Source organism: Rufibacter sp. JT3400010, from assembly GCF_054956755.1.
Genome location: NZ_JBUDXA010000002.1, coordinates 213,725 through 233,456, shown reverse-complemented (window position 1 = coordinate 233,456; position 19,732 = coordinate 213,725). Strand labels below are relative to the sequence as shown.

The 19,732-nt window shown below is 50.4% G+C and carries 16 protein-coding genes; 4 read left to right on the top strand and 12 right to left on the bottom strand.

What is annotated here, in order from left to right:
- Positions 1-309: 309 nt before the first annotated feature.
- The 6 genes from ACY0JR_RS02760 to ACY0JR_RS02735 all read right to left on the bottom strand — a co-directional run bounded on the left by ACY0JR_RS02760 (position 310) and on the right by ACY0JR_RS02735 (position 6,398).
- Complete coding sequence (locus ACY0JR_RS02760) at positions 310-1,002, bottom strand: ABC transporter ATP-binding protein (protein ID WP_181304830.1); 693 nt, start codon at positions 1,000-1,002, stop codon at positions 310-312.
- Between the two features lie 38 nt (positions 1,003-1,040).
- Positions 1,041-2,528 (bottom strand): DUF5687 family protein, encoded by a 1,488-nt coding sequence (locus ACY0JR_RS02755; protein WP_462632323.1) that lies wholly within the window; start codon positions 2,526-2,528, stop codon positions 1,041-1,043.
- A 723-nt stretch (positions 2,529-3,251) separates the two neighbouring features.
- Positions 3,252-3,890, bottom strand: coding sequence for a hypothetical protein (locus ACY0JR_RS02750; RefSeq protein WP_462632322.1), 639 nt, complete (start codon positions 3,888-3,890; stop codon positions 3,252-3,254).
- Complete coding sequence (locus ACY0JR_RS02745; protein ID WP_462632321.1) at positions 3,874-4,392, bottom strand: RNA polymerase sigma factor; 519 nt, start codon at positions 4,390-4,392, stop codon at positions 3,874-3,876. The genes ACY0JR_RS02750 and ACY0JR_RS02745 overlap by 17 nt, the downstream gene beginning before the upstream one ends.
- 353 nt (positions 4,393-4,745) lie before the next feature.
- Positions 4,746-4,940: a hypothetical protein gene (locus ACY0JR_RS02740; RefSeq protein ID WP_462632320.1), complete on the bottom strand. Its 195-nt coding sequence runs from the start codon at positions 4,938-4,940 to the stop codon at positions 4,746-4,748.
- 33 nt (positions 4,941-4,973) lie between these two features.
- A complete protein-coding gene (locus ACY0JR_RS02735) occupies positions 4,974-6,398 on the bottom strand; it encodes a Glu/Leu/Phe/Val family dehydrogenase (protein ID WP_462632318.1) in 1,425 nt (474 codons plus the stop codon).
- Between the two features lie 243 nt (positions 6,399-6,641).
- Between ACY0JR_RS02735 and ACY0JR_RS02730 the strand changes: the two genes are divergently transcribed.
- Positions 6,642-8,018 (top strand): M20/M25/M40 family metallo-hydrolase, encoded by a 1,377-nt coding sequence (locus ACY0JR_RS02730; RefSeq protein ID WP_462632316.1) that lies wholly within the window; start codon positions 6,642-6,644, stop codon positions 8,016-8,018.
- 334 nt (positions 8,019-8,352) lie between these two features.
- The gene (locus ACY0JR_RS02725; RefSeq protein ID WP_462632315.1) at positions 8,353-9,714 is read left to right on the top strand and encodes an HTTM domain-containing protein; all 1,362 of its coding nucleotides are present in this window, start codon (positions 8,353-8,355) and stop codon (positions 9,712-9,714) included.
- 206 nt (positions 9,715-9,920) lie between these two features.
- Here the strand turns inward: ACY0JR_RS02725 and ACY0JR_RS02720 are convergent, their stop codons facing one another.
- Entirely contained in the window at positions 9,921-11,162 is a 1,242-nt protein-coding gene (locus tag ACY0JR_RS02720; RefSeq protein ID WP_462632313.1) for an IS4 family transposase, read from the bottom strand.
- Between the two features lie 770 nt (positions 11,163-11,932).
- On the opposite strand from ACY0JR_RS02720, the gene ACY0JR_RS02715 reads away from it, so the two are divergent.
- Positions 11,933-14,248, top strand: a complete 2,316-nt coding sequence (locus ACY0JR_RS02715; RefSeq protein WP_462632312.1) for a patatin-like phospholipase family protein — start codon at positions 11,933-11,935, stop codon at positions 14,246-14,248.
- Positions 14,249-15,041: 793 nt separating this feature from the next.
- Here ACY0JR_RS02715 and ACY0JR_RS02710 read toward each other — a convergent pair.
- Both ACY0JR_RS02710 and ACY0JR_RS02705 read right to left on the bottom strand, forming a co-directional pair.
- Positions 15,042-16,058: a hypothetical protein gene (locus tag ACY0JR_RS02710; RefSeq protein ID WP_462632311.1), complete on the bottom strand. Its 1,017-nt coding sequence runs from the start codon at positions 16,056-16,058 to the stop codon at positions 15,042-15,044.
- 161 nt (positions 16,059-16,219) lie between these two features.
- On the bottom strand, positions 16,220-16,948 hold the full coding sequence (locus tag ACY0JR_RS02705) for a head GIN domain-containing protein (protein ID WP_462632310.1): 729 nt from the start codon (positions 16,946-16,948) through the stop codon (positions 16,220-16,222).
- A gap of 89 nt (positions 16,949-17,037) precedes the next feature.
- Here ACY0JR_RS02705 and ACY0JR_RS02700 point away from each other — a divergent pair, with 89 nt between their 5' ends.
- Entirely contained in the window at positions 17,038-17,217 is a 180-nt protein-coding gene (locus tag ACY0JR_RS02700; RefSeq protein ID WP_462632309.1) for a hypothetical protein, read from the top strand.
- A 155-nt stretch (positions 17,218-17,372) separates the two neighbouring features.
- On the opposite strand, the gene ACY0JR_RS02695 is transcribed toward ACY0JR_RS02700, so the two are convergent.
- The 3 genes from ACY0JR_RS02695 to ACY0JR_RS02685 all read right to left on the bottom strand — a co-directional run bounded on the left by ACY0JR_RS02695 (position 17,373) and on the right by ACY0JR_RS02685 (position 19,716).
- Positions 17,373-17,882 (bottom strand): fasciclin domain-containing protein, encoded by a 510-nt coding sequence (locus ACY0JR_RS02695; RefSeq protein WP_462632307.1) that lies wholly within the window; start codon positions 17,880-17,882, stop codon positions 17,373-17,375.
- A gap of 92 nt (positions 17,883-17,974) precedes the next feature.
- Positions 17,975-18,595: a rhomboid family intramembrane serine protease gene (locus ACY0JR_RS02690; RefSeq protein ID WP_462632306.1), complete on the bottom strand. Its 621-nt coding sequence runs from the start codon at positions 18,593-18,595 to the stop codon at positions 17,975-17,977.
- Positions 18,596-18,741: 146 nt separating this feature from the next.
- On the bottom strand, positions 18,742-19,716 hold the full coding sequence (locus ACY0JR_RS02685; RefSeq protein ID WP_462632305.1) for a polyprenyl synthetase family protein: 975 nt from the start codon (positions 19,714-19,716) through the stop codon (positions 18,742-18,744).
- Positions 19,717-19,732: the final 16 nt, after the last annotated feature.

Sequence of the window (19,732 nt, the reverse complement as noted above, 5' to 3'; positions counted from 1 at the left end):
AGTACCAAAACCCCACCCTTCGTTTCCGGCAAATCAGGGCACTTTCTCACACAACTACTTTTATGTTTAACAAGTAGCTTTTAAGTAATAATACAAATTACAAGGCAGAAAAAAACAACTTCATTCCTTTTCCTCCTTGCAAAAACTGGTACAGGTTCAGCTAAAAGCAGAACCTAAAATAGTTAGCAAAGCCTGTACATTTTGATTTCTCTGTTCTTGGCTAGTTTTATGAAAAACGGCCAAAGACGGAAGCGCATAAAAAAGCCAGTACATTCCTGCACAGGCTTCTCATACCAACAATAAACAACTCTAGACGTTAAAGTAGCTTTCCAGCTGCTGGAGCGTGGTTTCGTTTGTTTTCATGTCTTCTACCACCTGGCCTTTTTCTAGCAGCACAATGCGGTCGCAGACTTCAATTACGTGGCTGAGGTCGTGGCTGGAAATGAGCAGGGTCATGCCTTGGCGCTTCAGGTCTTTTAACAAGTTTTTAAGCCGAATCTGGGAACTAGGGTCTAGGTTGGCGAAGGGCTCATCCAGAATCAACAACTCGGGATCAGACATGACCGCAGCGGCCACGCCTACTTTCTTCTGGTTTCCTTTGGAGAAATCCCTGATGTACTTGCGCTGCTCCAGAATCTCGCCGTTGAAGAAGTCCCGGAACTTGTCTAAGAAGGCCTGCACATCGCCGGGAGTTAACCCGTTCAACTTCCCGATGAAGGCGAAATATTCCTCCGGGGTCAGGAAATCAATGAGGAAGCCTTCGTCTAGGTGCGAACCGGTGTAGCGTTTCCAGTCTTCGGTGGCGCGCACGTTTTCGCCTTTGCTGAACACCTCGCCCTTAGATGGACGAATCAAATCCAGAATCATCCGGAAGAAGGTGGTCTTGCCGGCTCCGTTGTTGCCCACCAAACCAATGGTTTCACCTTTCTGCACGGTCAGCGCCGGTATGTTTACCACGGTTACGCTGTTGTAATTCTTTTGGAGGTCGCGTACTTCTATCATATCGTTTTGAGGCTATTTATCAGAAAACAAGGTAAAAACTAAGCTTGGCGGAAACCAGCAGCAATGGTGTATTTCTCCTGCTGGAAGCGTTTCACCACTACACCCAGTAATTGTTTATGGAACAGGAAGCCCAGAAAACCTATCAGCCCCATGGCCGCAACGCCCCACCAAGGTTTATCCAAGAGTCCGAAGGGCAGGTAAATGAGGATGGGGAGCAACAAGGTTGGTAGCATCATGATAAACTGCGAGGCACCCACGCCCTGCCAGTTGAAAGAGGCGCTCTTGCTCAGGTCAATCCGTTTTTTGTTGTACGTGCTCAGGTACAGCACCACAAAGGTGTTAATGCCGATGTTGTAGAGAAAGCACGCCGTGTTGATGAGCATGATTTTGCCGCCAATGCCCGGCATGAACCCGTACAGCAGCGTTACCAGATAGGCCACCGTGCAGGCCGGTACAAACAGCCAGAACTTGGCTAGGTAAAAGGTGTAGGGGCTCAGGCGTTTGGTTAGCAAGGCATCAAAATGGGCGCTTTGCCAACCCGGCACAAACTGGCCGTAGCTCATCATCATGAAACCCGTCATGAAAATGCCCGGAAAAATGAGCATCGCAAAACCATTGGTATACATTTCATTGGTATAGAAAATGAACCCATATGCCAGAAAGAACACAGACATCATGGTAGTGGATTTAGGCCGCTTGTGGCGCAGAATCAATTTCAGTTCAAGGCTGATTAAGGTGCCCAGCTCGCCAAACCGCTGCAGGAAACCAATCTCCGCGGAATCGCCCACTTTGGACTGCGTCCGGATGCGCATTTCCTCTGGGTAGGTGTGTGCCACCAAGAATCTGTAATTAGCCAGGTATACGGCCACTAACAAGGCAATCGGTACCAACACCCAAACAGGATTCTGGCCCAGTGCCTGGAAGAAAGTCCCCGAAGCGGCACCCAAAGAAATGTAGTTCAGGTAATCTGCTGCGGCCAAACCTACAACAGCTAGTAGAAAGCCTACTGTTACCAGCGGTTTCTCCACCAACTGGCGTTTGAAGTAGAGCGTTAAGAAGTTATTGACCAACGTAAGCAGGAAAAGCCCCAGTACCCACATCCATGCACCGCCCATTCCATAAACCTCTGGCAGTACTTTGAGCGCGAACGGAATAAACAGCAGCAAAGACATGTAGTTGAAGAAACTGGTAATGGATTTCCAGAGCACAAAATGCACCAGTTTCCCTTTGTTAATGGGTAGGTGCAGATACGGCTGAATACCCAATACCGGCATTTCCTGCAGGAAAAACCGCATGGCCAAGTCAATGAGAAAGTAATACAGCAAGGCCCCATTCACTACCGCCACCGGATCTTTGTCTGGCCACACTTCCTCTATGATTTTGTCCATGAACAGGCTCAGCAGCACCACATACAGCAGTAAGAGGAGCATGAAGAAACCTAACACCAGGTTCACGGCGAGGTTCTTCTGCCATACACTGGAACGGGTGGCTTCTTTCCATTGGTGAGAAAGTAGTAATCTGATCATAACAGTAGGGTTGAATAGAGGGCTGTTTGATCTGTTAGTCTCTAGAACTGCTTAAATATTACAGTATTGACGTATTTTTTATATAGATAATACTTCGGAAGTGTTAGGCAGTTAGAAAAGAAATTGGCCTAGACACGCGTAGGAGCTGCGCACACTACGAGGTCTTTGGAGTTGCAGTATTGCTGCTTTTGAGCGATAACTGCTCTTCGTGATTCAGTATTTCCAATTTGCGGCTCACGCCTCACGGAAGTTGCAAACTTCTGGTCATTATAGGTCCAAGTCACAGACTTGAACCATGTTCAGGGGAGAAAGAAATGCGTGTGACCGGCAGATGTAAACATCCCCCCTTCGCCTCCTTCAAAGGGGGAGTCTCTGCTTTTAGAGGGCAAAAGTAAGGTAAGATCTGTAAACCATTGGAAGCAATGCGTACTAGAGACAAGGCAGTGCCTGGTCTCTACGATACCTGCTAACGTCTTCCGCTACTTTCCCCTTTCCAGTCTTCCCTGAGCGCGCCTCGCTTTTGGCCTTAGAATGACAAAACTAAGCGCAAAGTACTTCTCAGGCCGAAAGGGCAGTGCGCGAGGGGAAGACGGGGCCTCGCGGCCGTGAGCGCACGGAGGCAAACCATGCAACAATCCAGCATAAGGGCACCGCATCAACCAGACGCCACGCCAGCAACAGGCAAAATGCGTCCATCAGAGCAGTAATCTTAAGAATTAACCTTTAGGCAGCCACTTCCAAACTCTCCAACTCACAATATGCCGCCTGCAACGCTTTCAAATGCCCTCCAAACATCTGCCGGATGTACCATTTGAGGAAGAAATAGCCTAACACGGCTCCAATCACAAACCCGATGGTAAGGCGAAGGTACATTTGGTCCCAGGGCAAGTTAGAGATGTTGATGTCCTTGGCTAGTTTCAGATAGGCTAATTGTCCGGCTGCCAAGCCAACGGGAGCCAGCAGCATGTTGGTCCAGAAGTAGAGCTTGGTAAGGCCGGTGAGCATCTCAATAAGATTGCGCAGGGTGGCTCGTAGATTGGCGGTGGTTACGTTCAGCCCTTTCACATAAGACAAACGCGCCCAGAAATAGCCCAGGAACGGCAGACACACCACCATGACTACCACGCACAGTATCCGGAAAGCAGGATCATCTTTCGCCAAGACAGCCCCGGCCCCGAACAACAAAACGGTGAACGCCTGTATGACCAGTTCAAAGTAGATGTTTCGCTTCAGTTTGGTCAAGGCATTCTCCGTACGGACCTTGAGCAGGCCGGCAATCTGGTGCTCGGTTACCTGGTGCGCCGCCGCCGCTTGGGCCGCATACACCTTCCAGGTATCTTTGAGGCTATCTAATTTCATCATACACCGGGGTTAACAGCTTCTCTAGTTTCGCTTTGATGCGGTTCAACTTCACTCCTACGTTCGATTTGGTGATCCCAATGATCTCGGCCATCTCATCGTAGCTTCTATCTTCTAAGTACAGCATCACAATGGCCTTCTCTACCTGCGAGAGTTGGTCAATAGCGGCATAGAGATATTTTATTTTCAATTCATACTCGGCGGAGGTATCTGGCGCAGCCGGAATCTGGAGGTCCATGTCTGAGAGAGAGCCGTGGTAGGGACGCCTGCTTTCTTTCCGGAAACTGGAGACAGCGGTGTTCAGCGCCACCCGGTACATCCAGGTGCTTACCTTAGACTCGTGCTTAAACGTAGGATAGGACCGCCAGAGTTGCAGCACAATCTCCTGAAAAAGATCTTTCCGCTCCTCGGGGTCCCGGCAGTACATGCTGCACACCTTGTGGATCAAGGCTTGATCCTGGGCAATGAGCTTGACAAATTCTGCGCGTAAAGCCGGATTTTCCAACGTGGTACGAAAAGGTTTTAACTATTAGTAGCGTAGACTACCGGTAAATTACACGGGAAACCTGAAAAGCCTTTCTTATAAATCGTTTTTTAAGCCTCTTTTAGAAAAACAGCTCTTAAATGGAAAAGCATGCTTTCGGTTTTGGGTACATCTAGGCAGTAGGAAATCAGCAATGCGTGGTTTCGCTGCGGTGCAGCGAGGGTTTCAGAGACTACCCTGCATCACATAGGCACTAGTCAGAGACTCGCGCCAGCGGGAAAGAGAAGAAAGACACGCATTCCTATTTCCAGCCTTTCGCCTGAGCGCCTAGAGTTCGACCACCTGTGAGCGCCAGCGAAGCAGGTGAGGAGAAATCACAGCGCGAGGGCGGAAGGCGGGGCCACGCGGCCATGAGCGCTTACCGCCAGAAATGAAACATCACAGCCCATAAACCTACGCAAAAGCCGTACAGCCAAGGCATCAGCCAAAATCAGCAACCCATCCATATAAAGCAGAAAGCCTCCCCAACTCACCGCTGAAGAGGCTTTCCGCTTTAGCTGTCTTTTCATAAAAACAGCCCTAAAATCGCTATACTTTTCGCCTCACGGGAAAATACCCAAAGACTGGTAGCTTACGCCTATTTTCTCAATAGCGGCATAGAAACCGGCGGTGCGCAGATCAGTGATGGCTTTTACCTGGTGCGTGACCTCGCGCATTTCCTGGTAGGCGGTGATCATGGTGTCCTCCAGACCAGAATACACCAGATCGCGCTCATCGGCACCGTGAATGATCAGCTTCTTCTCTTCCGCTGACAGCGATTTGCCGGTGGTTTTCTCAATGGTGTTCACCAACCGCTTCAGGCTGGCTTCCTCGGCACGTTTGCCCATGCGGCCGAACCGTACGTTGGAAAGGTTTTTGAGCCACTCAAAGTAGGAAACAGTTACCCCCCCGGCGTTCAGGTACAAATCTGGGATAATGACTACGCCGCGGGCGTGCAAGATGCGTTCGGCCTCCTGGGTTACGGGTCCGTTAGCTCCTTCGGCGATGATTTTGGCTTTGATGCGCTCGGCATTGCCGATGTGGATCTGATTTTCCAGGGCCGCCGGTAACAGCACATCGCAGTCATACTCCAGCATTTCAATGGAGTTTTCAATAAACGTGCCCCCGGGATGTCCTTCAAAGCTGGAATTCTGTTTCCGGTAATGGAAGATATTGTCAATGTCCAGCCCGTCTGGATTGTAGATACCGCCTTCACGCTCGGCCACGCCTATGATAATGGCGCCGTCTTGTTGCAGGAACATACCGGCGTGGTAGCCCACATTTCCAATTCCCTGAATAATGATCCGTTTACCAGCCACGCCGCTGGAGAGATTCAAGGGCTTGAGCACCGCCTCATCTTGCAGAGCTTCGCGTAACCCGAAGTAAATACCCAAGCCAGTGGCTTCGTTCCGGCCCCTGATGCCGCCCTGGCCTACCGGCTTTCCGGTAACGCAGCCCAGCGCATTAGTTTCCCCGAATTTAAACGCATGGTACGTATCAGCTATCCAGGCCATTTCACGGCCACTGGTTCCGTAGTCCGGCGCAGGCACGTCAACGGCGGGGCCTATGAGGTTTTTTTTGATGAGTTCTGAGGCAAACCGGCGGGTTACCCTTTCCAAAGTTTCTACCGAAGAAGTTCTGGGGTTTATTTTTACGCCGCCTTTGGCTCCCCCAAACGGTACGTCTACCACAGCGCATTTAAAGGTCATAAGGCTGGCCAGGGCCACTACCTCGTCCTCGTCTACTTGCATGCTGTACCTGATTCCACCTTTGGTGGGTAATTTATGTTGGCTGTGCTGGGCCCGTATTCCCTCAAACACCTGTATTTTGCCGTCTACCTCTACAGGGAAGCTAACCTTGTACACACTGTTGCAGATTTTAATCTGCGAAATAATACCTGGATCAAGTTTTGAATGCTGGGCTGCCTGGTCAAAGTAATAATGGACACTGTCCAGAAATTCTCTGCCGGGTGTAATGGCTTGGCTCATAGTTTCTGCAGTTGGTGATGTAGGTAGAAACGTACTAATACAAGTTCACGTTGCTTTCCTTTGAAAATGTTCCACGGAGAACATTTTAGTCTCAAGCGATTTTTGCCTTCTTTCCTTAAAACAAGCCTAAAATGCTTTTTCCCGGCCCTGCTTTCTTTTAACTATTGGTTTCTAACTATTGGTTTCTGCCGAATAATCTTGAAATTACAGGTCATATTATTCAAACAAAGCCACTACATACCTATGTTTTTCCCCGTTTCTACCTTCGCCCGCGCAGGTGCCGCTGCCCTGGGTTTGCTTTTTCTTCCTGGCCTTGCCCCGGCACAAAACATCATTAAAACAGACCCCGTCATCAAAACCATGACCGAGCAGGTTTCGGCCCAGGAACTGGAGCGTCTGGTACGCGGACTGGTCAGCTTTGAAACCCGCCATTCGCTCAGTTCTACCAAAGACAAGAAAAAAGGCATAGGCGCCGCCCGCAACTGGGCTGAGGCCGAAATGCAGAAAGCTGCCGCTAGTTCCGGGGGCCGCATGACCGTAACCCAGGACAAATACCTGGTGAAAGCCGATGGCCGTCGTGTACCGCAAGACACCGAGTTTGCCAATGTCATGGCTACCCTCAAAGGCACCGACCCCAATGATGACCGCGTGTTCATTGTAAGCGGCCACATTGATACCCGTAATACCGACGTGATGGATGCCAAAGGCAAAGCCCCGGGTGCCAATGATGACGGTTCCGGTACTGCTGCCGTCATAGAACTGGCCCGCGTCATGGCCAAACAACAATTCCCGGCTACTATCATCTTTGTGTGCGTGCAGGGCGAAGAGCAAGGCTTGATTGGTGCCCGTCACTTAGCCGACCGCGCCAAAGCTGAGAACTGGAATCTGGTGGCTATGCTCAACAATGACATGATTGGGAACTCCTTCTCAGATGAAACCAACCTGAAGGATAACACCCGCGTGCGGATTTTCTCTGAAGGCGTACCAGCCCTGGAAACCCCAGAAATGGCCGCCATACGCAAAAGCACCGGTGGCGAGAACGACAGCCGCAGCCGCCAACTGGCCCGCTACATGAAAGAAATGACCGCCCGCTACGTACCCCAACTGGAAGTAGTGCTCAACTACCGTACCGACCGTTTCTTACGCGGCGGCGACCACACTCCGTTCAGCCAGGCTGGTTTTACGGCCATCAGGGTGTGTGAAATGAACGAGAACTACCAATACCAGCACCAGAACGTACGCACGGAGAACAACATCGCCTACGGCGATTTCCCAGAGCACGTAGATTTTGAGTACGTGCGCAAGAACACCGCCATGAACCTGGCTACCCTGTCAAACCTGGCGCTGGCGCCGTATTCTCCAGAAGAAGTAGGCGTAGTCACCAGCAACCTTACCAACAAAACCGAACTACGCTGGAAAGCCCCCACCAAAGGCGAACGGCCCGCCGGGTACTATGTGCTCATGCGCGACACGTCCATGCCTATGTGGGAAAAGAAAATCTACGTGGAAGGTACCACTACTACCCTGCCCTACTCCAAAGACAACTACTTCTTCGCGGTACAGGCAGTAGACGCAGAGGGCCACGAGAGTTTGCCGGTGATGCCAAAACCAATCAGATAAAGACTTCACCCCAAGCCCCTTCTCTGTTGGAGAGGGGGCTTTTTCTTTGCATTCTTTAGTTATGGCTTGATTTCTAGAAAACAGGCCAAAAAAAAGTTGTAGCGGCGTTACACTGTAACGCCGTGGCTCTACGCAGCAATACCTGCTCCATCTGGCTATCACTTGCATTTGCAACAAATGTTTATGATGCCAGGTAGGAAGCCTGTTCGGTGAGGGACGTTCCAGTTTCATAGGACCACGGCGTTACAGTGTAACGTCGCTACCTTTTGCAAAACGGACCAAAAACAGCTTCTCAGATAAGTCTCTCCCCGGTTGCCATTCCGTAATAGTACGCATGAGTTCAGCTACTACTAATGTATATGTGAAACCCTCTCTCCTGACGTGGCTGCGCCAGCCGGTAGACAATGCGCCTTTGATTGTTTTCCGGTGGTTGTTCGGGTTGCTCTTGTTTCTGGAAACGGCGGGGGCCATTGCTACAGGTTGGGTGAAGAAGAACATGGTAGACCCTACCGTGTACTTTCCCTTTATCGGGTTTGAGTGGTTAAGGCCGCTGCCCGGCAATGGCATGTATTTTTATTACGCGGGCATGGCCTTGCTGGGCTTACTGGTGATGGTGGGCTGGCACTACCGCGCCACTATTACCGCCTTTACGGTCTTATGGTGGGGCGCGTACCTCATGCAGAAAACCAGCTATAACAATCACTATTATCTGCTGCTGATACTCTGTTTTCTCATGATGTTGGTGCCCGCGCACGCTTATGCTTCCCAAGATGCCAAACGTACTCCGTCTCTACGTTCCCTGAGTTGCCCGCGTTGGTGCCTGCTCATTTTTGTAGTCCAGATGGGGATTGTCTATACCTATGCCGCCATCGCCAAGATAAACCCAGATTGGCTGGCGGGTACGCCGGTGCACGTGTGGTTTTCGGCGAAGCGCCATTTCTTTCTGATTGGAGAACTCCTGCAACAAGTCTGGTTTCAGAAGTTGGTGGTGTACGGCGGTATTTTCTTTGACCTCCTCATTGCTCCGTTACTGCTGTGGTCGCGCACCAGAAAATGGGCATTTCTGCTGGCTATTTTCTTTCACGGGTTCAACTCGGCGGTCTTTCACATCGGTATTTTCCCGTATCTGGCGCTGGCATTGTGCGTGTTCTTTTTTCCACCGGAGACTATTAGAAGAACGTTTTTACGCCGGAAGCCTCCTTTCACAGAAGTCCAGGATTCCTCTTCGGGTTTGCCTTTGGGAGAGCAACTACTGTTTTCGCTTTTAGCCTTACATTTCATCTTACAAGTGGCACTGCCCATGCGCCAGTGGTGGTTTCCGGGTAATACCAACTGGACCGAAGAAGGCCACCGTATGTCCTGGCACATGATGCTGCGCTCCAAAAGCGGGTATGCAAAATACAAGGTCTTAGCAGACGGCAAGCTCTTCTGGGAATACCCCGAAAACCACCTTACCCCCAAACAAACCAATATGGTAGCTACCCGCCCCGACTTAATCTGGCAGTACAGCCAATTTCTGGCTCGTAAATACCAAAAGCTGGGGTACAAAGAGGTAAAAGTGTTTGCGCATACCAATGTGAGCCTAAACAAACGTCCTTTTCAGTTGCTGGTAGATTCAATGGTGAACCTGGCGGCTGTTCCGTGGCAACCGCATACGTCGTCTCCATGGGTGGTGCCGTTGCAGGAAGAAAAGTAAACTATTCATTGCCTATCTACTGGCCTGGATATGCTTTTAGGAGGATAAGAAATGCGGGGGCGAATTTTGAAGGGTAGTACTACAAAATAATGATACTAATATTTATTAACTCAAGTTGCGATTCATTCACGACTGTGAAAATCAACCCACCCCTACCCCTTTGAAGCTAATCTTGTAGGGAAAAGTCCTAGTCCTTTTGCTGGGCCTCAAAGAGCTTGTATCCTTCTATCATATAAGTGGAGTTTGACCAGCGCCTCCCCCAGCAGCCTTGCCCCGGGCATCGGTTGCCTCTTGGTCTTCTGGAAACCTGCCAGCCTCCCCAATTCCACCACTGCCTGCTCCAGCGTTGTGACCGGCTTTTTTGCATTCGCCTGCAATACCTTCACCTCCCCTGGCCCGAAATGGTCCCCTGCCGGGGCCTGCGGCTCCTGGCGCACCAGGTAGGTGAGGAAGAGCACCCGCCAGGCTAGGATGCTGTAGAAGGAGAGGGCGTTGAAGAAAGTGTGCACGTCGTCGAACTGCAGCCTCTCCACCTTGAAGCCCCCTGACTTGAGCACGTAGTGGAACTGCTCCACCCTCCAGCGCAGCGCATACCACCTGACTGCCTCGAAGGCCTGTCCGGCCTCCTCCACGGGGCAGGTGGTGAGCAGCAGCCAGCAGGCTGCCTCCGCGGGGTCGAAGACGGAGTCGCCTTTCTCGTCGAAGGCGGCTACCTCCCTGGCCTCCACCAGGTACAGGCCCTGGGCTTTCCCCGGGTCCGTGCCTTTGGGGGGCAGGACGGCCACCTTTCCGGCCTTCACCTGCAGACGCAGCCTTACCGGGTGGTTCCTCCGCCTTACCGCTGCCTCCATTTCCCCCTGCTCGGCCAGCAGCCCGGCGGCCTTGTGCAGCACAAGGGTCTGGCCCGTGCCCATCACCTCGACATGGCGAGGCTGGCAAACCCGCACCACTAGCTCCATGTTGCCGCTCCTGGGGGCGGTGAAGAAGCGGAAGATGTCGGCCTCCCTGTCCTGCACCAGCACCACTTTCCTGGCTATGCCGCCAAGGGTGTTACTGACCGCCTCCAGCCCCTCCTGCCACTTATCGGCCTCGTTGCCGAAGGCATGGAGCCCGCCCCTGGCCCAGTTGCGCTGGTAGACAAGCCCCAGCGGGGTGCCTGCCCCGTCCATGGCAAGCACGTTGTGCTGCAGCGTGCCTTTCAGCTTCCCCTGGATCAGGCCAAGGCCCCTAAGGCCGTGGTGCCCGTTGAGGTTATAGTAGGTGGAGTCCTGGCTGACCACGATCACTTCCCCGCCCGAGGCGGCGCAGCGGGCAACTGTCGCCTCCACATGCCCCTTCAGCATCTTGTCCGTATCCATCTCTTTCTTTGCGAAAATAGCGGCCACGGCCTGGCGGAACGTATTGCCCAGAGCCCTGGAGAAGGAAGAGCCTACAGTGTTGAACGCCATCTCCGCCGCCCTTCTCAGGCTGCTTACGTTCCGACCGTGAATCCCGCTAAGTGATGACCCGAACTCCGCTGATGCCCACATATTCCCCTCATTGTTTGGCCCACAACAAGAAAACACCCAAACTAGTCCCTTTTTCCCTACAAGATTAGTCCTCGGAGGGGATTCTCTACTAGCGTATTTGGGAAAGCCTTGGCGTGCATTCTACATTAGTTGGTATTCCCCTCCTCGGAGGGGTAGGGGTGGGTAAATGGAAGCTACAGATTTGTTCAGCTTAGGTAATTCGCAACTTAAGTTTATTATTTGATTGTTGCGCTTTAGCATCTATGGTGCAGATTTACTCAAAGGCGCAGAAATGCGTTAATATTAACATGATTCCACTCGCTTGCGTCCCGCGAGTGTGAGCTACCTGCGGCGTCCCGCCGCTTTATATACATTTCTATTAAAACGAGCAGATAAGCGGCCAGAGGCCGCAGGTAGCCCACACTCGCGGGACGCGAGCGAGAAATCCTTAAAAAGGAACGTAGCACAAGGCAGAGTTCAAGCTGTTCCCCTACTTTACAGGAAGACAAAATCAAATCAGGTTCGTTTCACGTTTATAATACTAACCTTTTCTTACTACTTGTAGTAAGTGCAGCTAATTGGCGTTACCTACGGCTTTTAGAGTACTTTATAGCCCTTCTTCATTCCCAGAAAAACCCCTCACTTCTGCCAGAAGGTACCAAAGCAGCTACTAGAAGCCCTTTATCAAACCATTTTCCAGAACAGAATATATGTATAAACTCTTACAGCATTTAAGGGTAGTAGTGATTCTGCTGGCGTTTATTTCTGTGGACGCCTCGGCGCAGAAAGTTGGGTTGGTCTTGAGCGGCGGCGGGGCCAAAGGGTTGGCGCACGTGGGTGTATTAAAAGTGCTGGAGAAAAACCATATTCCCATAGACTACATTGTAGGCACCAGCATGGGGGCCGTGGTGGGCTCTCTGTACGCAGCAGGCTATTCGCCTCAGGACATTGAAGACCTGGTATTGTCGCCCAAGTTCCAGTACTGGGTATCTGGGAGGCAATTGGAAGACCGGGCGTTTAACTATTTCAGCTTAGACCCCTCGCCGGCTGCTTTGCGCTTGCCGCTTACCCTTAAATCTACCCTGAAAGTACAAACCACCGGGGGCCTCATCAGTGACGTGAACCTCAACTATGCCCTGGCTTCTACCCTAGCCCCCGCCGGGGCCATCTCTGAATATGATTTCAACAAGCTCTTCGTGCCTTTCAGGGCCTTGACCGCCGAAATATTTACCCGCCAGCAGATTGTACAGCGTAAAGGCTCGTTAGCCGATGCCGTTAGGAATTCCATGGCGGTGCCGCTGGCGTTCCGGCCCATTCGTCAGCCAGATGGCCGTTATTTGTTTGATGGCGGGCTTTTCAACAACTTCCCTACCGATGTCATGCGATCCGAGTTCAAGCCAGATATTATGATTGGCGTAAACGTGGGCGATGTTTCTTATAAAAAATACCCCGCTGACAAAGACGATGAGCTCCTGGGTAGTTCCCTCATTTTCCTGAGTTTTGACGTAGCCGATACCTTGGCTCTAGGTCCCAACGGTGTCCTGATCCAGCCCGATCTGGAAGGATATGCCACCACCGACTTCGCCAAGGTGAAAGACCTCATTGACATAGGAGTAAAATCTGCCGAGGCGAGATTGCCTATCCTGAAACAGCGCATTACCCGGGAAGTAGACTCCGCAGGGCTAGCGCAACGCCGAGCCGCCTTCCAGAAGCAGGCACCACCTCCGCGCTTTGACCGGGTGCAGGTGAAGGGTCTCAAAGAGAATCAGAATGCCTACGTGAGCAAATTTTTTCTGCGCAAAGGAAACCACTACACCATTGATGAAATAGAGGAAGGCTACTACCGTCTGGCGGCGAATGATTTTTTCAGGGGCATTTACCCCCGCATTCAGTTTGACAGTACCACCAGCGGCTACGTACTCAACATTGACGCCCAACAAAGCAACAACGCTACCGCCGAAGTAGGCGCGGTGTTCAGTACCCGTCCCGTGGATAACCTCTACGTGGGCCTGGAGTACCGCTACCTCAACCGCCTGCTATACACGGTAGGCATCAACGCCAACCTGGGAAGATTTTATTCGGCGGGGCAGTTTGGGTTTAGGGTGAATGTTCCAGCGCGCATTCCTTTCTACGTAGAGCCCTCCGTCCTATACAGCAGCCTTAACTACCAGGGTACCAAAACATTTCTGGATAGAGATGCGGCCAGTACCCAGGTACGCCAACGTGATTTCAAAGTGGGGCTGCAAACCGGTTTCAGCCATAATTTCAGGAGTAGATTTGTGCTGGAGGGCGCGTATTTCTCCAATGAAGACGAATACGCCAACGTGGAAAACGTCTCTTCAGATGATGTGCTGGACGAAACCGATTTTGTAGGCCTCACTGCGGCTTTACGCTTTGAGCGCAATTCCCTTAACCGTAAAATGTACTCTACCAGAGGGCATAGGGCTGTATTGGGCTTTCGAGCTGTAATGGGAAAAGAAGACTATAAACCCGGCTCCACCTCTTTGATGCCAGATGGCAGAACCACAGATCATAAATGGCTGCAATTCTCGGCTACGTATGAAGGGTATTATCCTTTCAACAATGACAAGAACAGTTGGGGTTACTTTTTTGAAGGTATGGTGAGTACGCAGGGCTTGTTCTCTAACTATAGGTCTTCGCTTACCTCGGCACCGGTGTTTGCGCCCCTGCCAGATTCCCGCACGCTGTTTCTGGACACGTACCGGGCGGCCCGCTACGGTGCCGCCGGCCTGCGTTTCTCCCAAAACCTCCTCACCAAATTTGAATGGCGTACTGAGACATTCGTGCACCTCATTCACCGGCCATTGGAGGAGGGAAGTCTACAGCAGGCTATTAGAACTAATGGGTTTGACAGGCCTCGGCTTACGGCCAGCACGGGCCTGGTCATGCAGTTGCCCATCGGCCCTGCCGCTTTACACTTCATCCATTATGACAATGAGGAGAGCCGATGGAGTGTGTTTGGGCATGTAGGTTTTCTCTTGTTCAGGAGCCGTACGTTGCAGTAAACTTATTTTGTTTGCTTTTTGCGTGGGTGCATGCCTTATGTTGTTGCCTTGGCTTAATCGCTTTCTGCGTGGGTGCAGGTGCTTTGTTGTTTCATCGTTAGCGGTAAGCGCTCACGGCCGCGAGGCCCCGCCTTCCGCCCTCGCGCTGTGATTTCTCCTCGTCCACTTCGCTCTCGCTCAGGGACGGTCGAACTCTAGGCGCTCAAGCGAAAGGCTGGAATTGGATATGCGTGTTTTCCTTTCCAGCTGGCGCGAGTCTCTGACTCGTGCCTACTGATGACGGGTAGTCTCCAGACTACCCTCGCTGCACCGCAGCGAAACCTCGCATTGTAGGTTCCTCTATGGCGCAGATTTACTTCCGTGCCTTTGTACATTGTAAGTGAAGCATTCTCTCACATTGCCTTTCGGATTTATCAATTCCAAACGGGAGCCCCTTAACCTGTTTAGAGGCTGTTCTTCAGAAAACAACCTCTAAACGGCAGGTGTTTGTTAGTTTACAGAAAGGGCTGAGCAGTGTTAGTACATTTTGAGAATGGGAATAGCGTTCCATATCGCTTGGGTGCATGGGTTTGCCAGAAGCGTTACTGGGGCTGGTTCCTAGGTTCTCAACGTGTTCTTTCCTATTGACAACAGATGGATTCTTTTCCCCTATTTAAATCTGAAAGAGAGTTTTAGCTATCTGGTGGCGGGTCAGATTTTCTTTACTCATTAGAAGAAGGTTTTCGTTTTGAAGCAGTTTTTCATGGAACAGCTTGGAAACAGAGACTCTTTCTGAGAGCTAAAGCAGAAACTTCTAATTCGCTGTGGCCAGGGGTTGATAGTACTCATATACGGTCTTGAGGAACGGCACTTCTTTCCCGTTTTGTACGGTATAGTGCAGGACGCTTTCCAGTTTACCGTTGGCGGTATAGGTGTTCACTTCCCGCACATACAGCTCTTTGTTCCGGAGTACTTTCTTTTCGGTTAGTTTCCGTTGGTCATTGTAAGTAAGGAGAACTGTTTCGGGTACTACCGTTTCAGGCAGAAGCTCTGTACTGGTACGCAGGTCTAGTTTTTCGGGGAGTAATAGGGCATTGTAGGTAATTTTTACTGTTTTTAGTACATGACCGCCTTTGGGAGCTATGAGCTTGCGCTTCAGTACCCTTCCCTGTACATCGCTGTATCTCCACTGAGGTCCTTTTTCCTTCAGCAGGTGGTTTAGGTCATAGCGCTGTACGTATTGTTCATACAGTTGCTGGTCATCTAAAGAAGCAATGGACGGTTTACCGGGTACGCCTTCCTGGTCTATGGGCACAGATCCTAAAAGGGTTTCCTGTCCTTCTTTGAGCAGGAAAATGTTTTTTGACTTCACAAAGTCGGGCAGGTACTGTAGGTTCTTTTTGTATTTAATGCCGATGCCCGCCAACTCATGGGTGGTTACTGAGTAATATTCCTGCTCCTGTTCCTCTCCGGTGATGATCTCAACAATCATATTGGAAAGAATTCCTTCTCTTTGCAGGCGGGTGCTTTGGTTTTTGCCTAAGAGCAATACCGCGTCCATGCCCTGCTCCTTGGCCTTCAGCTTTACGGCGTCTACCAACTTGCCGTAGGCAACTGCGTTCCCTTCGGTTCTCTGCTCCAGAATAGCCACCTTCACGTAGGCGGTATCGGTGGGCCGCTCGCCCGGAAAAAACACTTCCACTTCTTTGTCCTGAAAAGGCGTAGGAAGCGGAGACAACCGGCTTTGGGTACCGTCAGAAAAGTACGTCTTCATGCAGCCGGTATTCAGCAGAAGTAGGGCCAGTACAGCGGAGTATAGAATAGATTTCATAGGGGTATATCTTTTTCTTTGTGCTCCCACAAATTACATACCCTATTTTTAATATTTAACATAAAAGCACAAAAAAGCCTCTGCCAACGCTATTTAGTCTGCAGAGGCTTAAAGCCGAATCGTTTCAAGGCTATTTTCCTGAAACCACCTAAGAAGCAGAACTAGCTGCGTTTTTTAACGGAACCGCTTCCGCTTACGCGGCTGTCTACGCTAGGCGAACCTTCATAGAAAACCCGGCCGCTACCGCTGATGCTGGATTTCAAGGATGAGGTAGCGGTGATCTCACAAGAACCCGAACCGCTGATGCTTACAGTGGCATCTGTGGTCTTGAACTCGTAGCCTTTCATGGACCCCGACCCGCTTACCGCAATGGTACTTTGCTTGCCTTCGCCCTTCAGTTCAATGCTCCCGGACCCAGAGATACGGCTAGACACTTTCTCGGCGTTAGCGGTCAATTGGATATTACCAGACCCGCTGACCGCCAGATCTAGTGAAGAACTTTTGAACGTGTTTTCGCCTTTAATTCTTCCTGAGCCGCTCACGGCCAGTCCTTCAATCTGGGGTACGGTAATGTAAATGTTCACCCGTTTTTTATCTGAAGACCAGTTGTTGTTGTACTCCCGGTCTTTTCGCTTAATGGTGAGTCTTCCGTCTTCTACTTCGGTAATAAGCTGCGCCAATTGCTCTGCATCTCCCTCTACTTTCACGCTTTGGGTGTTTCCCTGCCGCAGAATGACGTTGGCCGGGTACGCCAAGCCTATTTTCCTGAAGGGACCTACACTACGGGTTTCTTCTTCCACTACGGCCGTCTTGGAGGTTGCCCGGAACGAAGACAGCGAAGCAAACAGGGCTAACACTGTTAGAAAAGAGAAGATGTTCAGTTTTTTCATGGGAGTAGAATTTCGTTTCATTCTAAAGATGAAAAGACATCAATCATGGTTGCATCTGGAGAAATATTTATTTCAGGTAGCTGAAAACCATGTACTTCACCAAGGAAGTTGTTAGTGTTTCTGCCGTTGTTGGTGTTATCACCAACAACTTCTACCAAGTTCAGTTTGATGACAGTTTTGAGAAGGAAGCAGATAAAAGGATTGCTGGTGATAACACCAACAATGGCACAGGTGGCACATGGTACGGATGGAGGGTGACAGAATGGTGAATGGCACAGGTGGTGAGTGAATATCCAAAGTGAGAACAAGATATTCTAAGCCTGCTTTCAGGAAATAACCTTGAAAACTATTCTAAACAAAGAAGGTCTGCCGTGAGAGACAGACCTTCTTTGCATTCACATACCTTACATTACAACAACTTAACTTACAAAGAAGAGGCATTGGGCTGAATGGCTCCGTTCAGTTGGTGCCACACCCCGTTCATATAAAGTTGATCTGATTTGAGTAAACGTACACCACTCACCAGAATACTTCCTTTTTTTCGGCAGATGCGGAGGTTGTCTCCGCTCAGGGACTTTAGATCGGCCCCGTCTTTAAGGTCAAGGGTAGTGAGGTTGCCTTTGACAATATGTTGTTCCAGAAAAGCCCTCAACTGTTCGGGTGAGTCGTTTTGGTGTTGGGCCAGGGCTTGCGCCGATGGAGCGAAGAAGGTGTGTTCTTCATCGTTGGATAAGAGGGGCATTAGCCCGGCTTTGGTCACCAAATCCAGGAGCAACTGGTCTCTTTGCGCAATGCCTTCACCCAGATTTACCTGCGCCACTTTTGAGGCAGAGGCCATTTGGGCCAGTAATGATTGGGCGTTACCACTTGCCTGCAAACCCAGACAAAAACACAACACCATCCACAACTTCGTATAATTCAACGCTGCTTTCATACCCCACCTCCTTAAAAACGCTGTTATACAAGAGTATACGTATTTCAGGAATAAAAGGTAAAGCTCAACTTCTACAGGAAATACAAAACGCGTTAGCCAATAATATCACCAATGAAATTCTGGATCTGACCCGGCACCAGAATCACGCTCAGCACAAACCCGAAGGCTGCCCCGTAAAAGTGGGCGCTGTGGTTAATGCCATCGTTCCCTCTTTTGCTCAGGTAATATGAGTAGAAAAGATAGAGCGCCCCAAAAATGTAGCCTTTGATGGGAATAGGAATAGGGAAAATGATAAGCTCCGTAAGCGGATTGAAGTAGATACTGGCAAAGATAATAGCTGCCACCCCGCCCGATGCGCCCAGAGAATAGTACCGGCTGTCATTCTTATGCTTGAAGAAAGTAGGCAAGTCTGAGACGATAATAGCCACCAAATACAGCGCCATGTAGAGAATTGCCCCGGTAGTGAAACCATAAATAGCCATGAACTGCTGTTCTACTACTCCCCCAAAAATGTAAAGGGAGAACATATTGAAGAAAAGGTGCATGAAATCGGCGTGCAGAAAGCCAGAGGTCAGCAAGCGCCACCACTCATTGTTTTGCGTGACAGATACCGGATGATGCACCCAATTCTCCATTAGGTTTTTGTTCTGCCACGCAAACAGCGAGATGAGAACAGTAACCGCAATAATAATGAACGTGATACTAATGGCCATAATGGTCAGGAATGTTTTAAGAGAGATAGTATAAAGTAACTCAGCTAAAAAGAAGGCAAGGGAACGATGAGTATTTGGGCTCGTTTTCAAAAACAAACCCAAATACTCATCGCTTAACTACTTTTTCTGAGAATATGCAGTTAGTTCTAGTTGTCGCGCTCAATCAGTTGCAGGGCCAATTGCCGGAGCAGTTCTTTTTTGCTGTTCAGGGCATTGACTTCGTTTAAATGGTGCAGCGCTTTCTGGAAGTAATGGTTTATCTGGCTATGGGTGGTGGCTTGAATGTCCAACTCGTCATAAATAGACTTCACGGCCTGTACTTTCTGGGCTTCCTGCCCTTCTGGTGCCTGGCCTTGCCACTTCTTCAACTCTTTGCGTTGTGTAGCCGAAGCGCGTTCCATGGCGGTGAGCAGCAGATAAGTTTTCTTGTCTGAGACAATGTCTCCGCCCACGCGTTTCCCGAATTTGGCCTGGTCGCCGTACACATCTAGCAGGTCATCGCGGAGCTGAAAGGCAATACCCATGTTAATACCGAATTCTTTGAGATGTCTGGCATCTTCAGGGGCGGCATTGTTCAGCAGCGCACCCAGTTCCAGGCTGAAGCCCAGCAGAACCGCTGTTTTCAGCTTAATCATGTGCAGGTATTCCTGAATCTGCACGTCTTGTCGGGTTTCAAAGTTCATGTCCAATTGCTGGCCTTCGCAAACTTCGGCGGCGCAGGTGCTGAACAACTTTAAGACAGTAGGCAATTTCTGCGGCTCAATTCCAAAGAAACACTCATACGCCCGCACCAGCATCACGTCACCGCTTAGAATAGCAGTGCTGTGGTTCCATTTTTCGTGCACGGTGGCCTGGCCTCTTCTCAACGGAGCGTTGTCCATAATGTCATCATGCATGAGCGTGAAGTTGTGGAAAACCTCTACCCCTACGGCGGGCAAAAGGGCTTTTTCCACATCGTCATGGAAGAGATAAGCTCCCAGTACGGTCAATAGCGGACGCACTCTTTTCCCGCCCAGTTCCATCATATAGCGGATTGGCGCGTACAGCTCGTCTGGGTTCTGCCCGTATTGGAGCGTGGACAGGGTCTGGTTAATGCGTTCCGAGAATTGTGCGATATCCACAGGAATATTTTTTAAG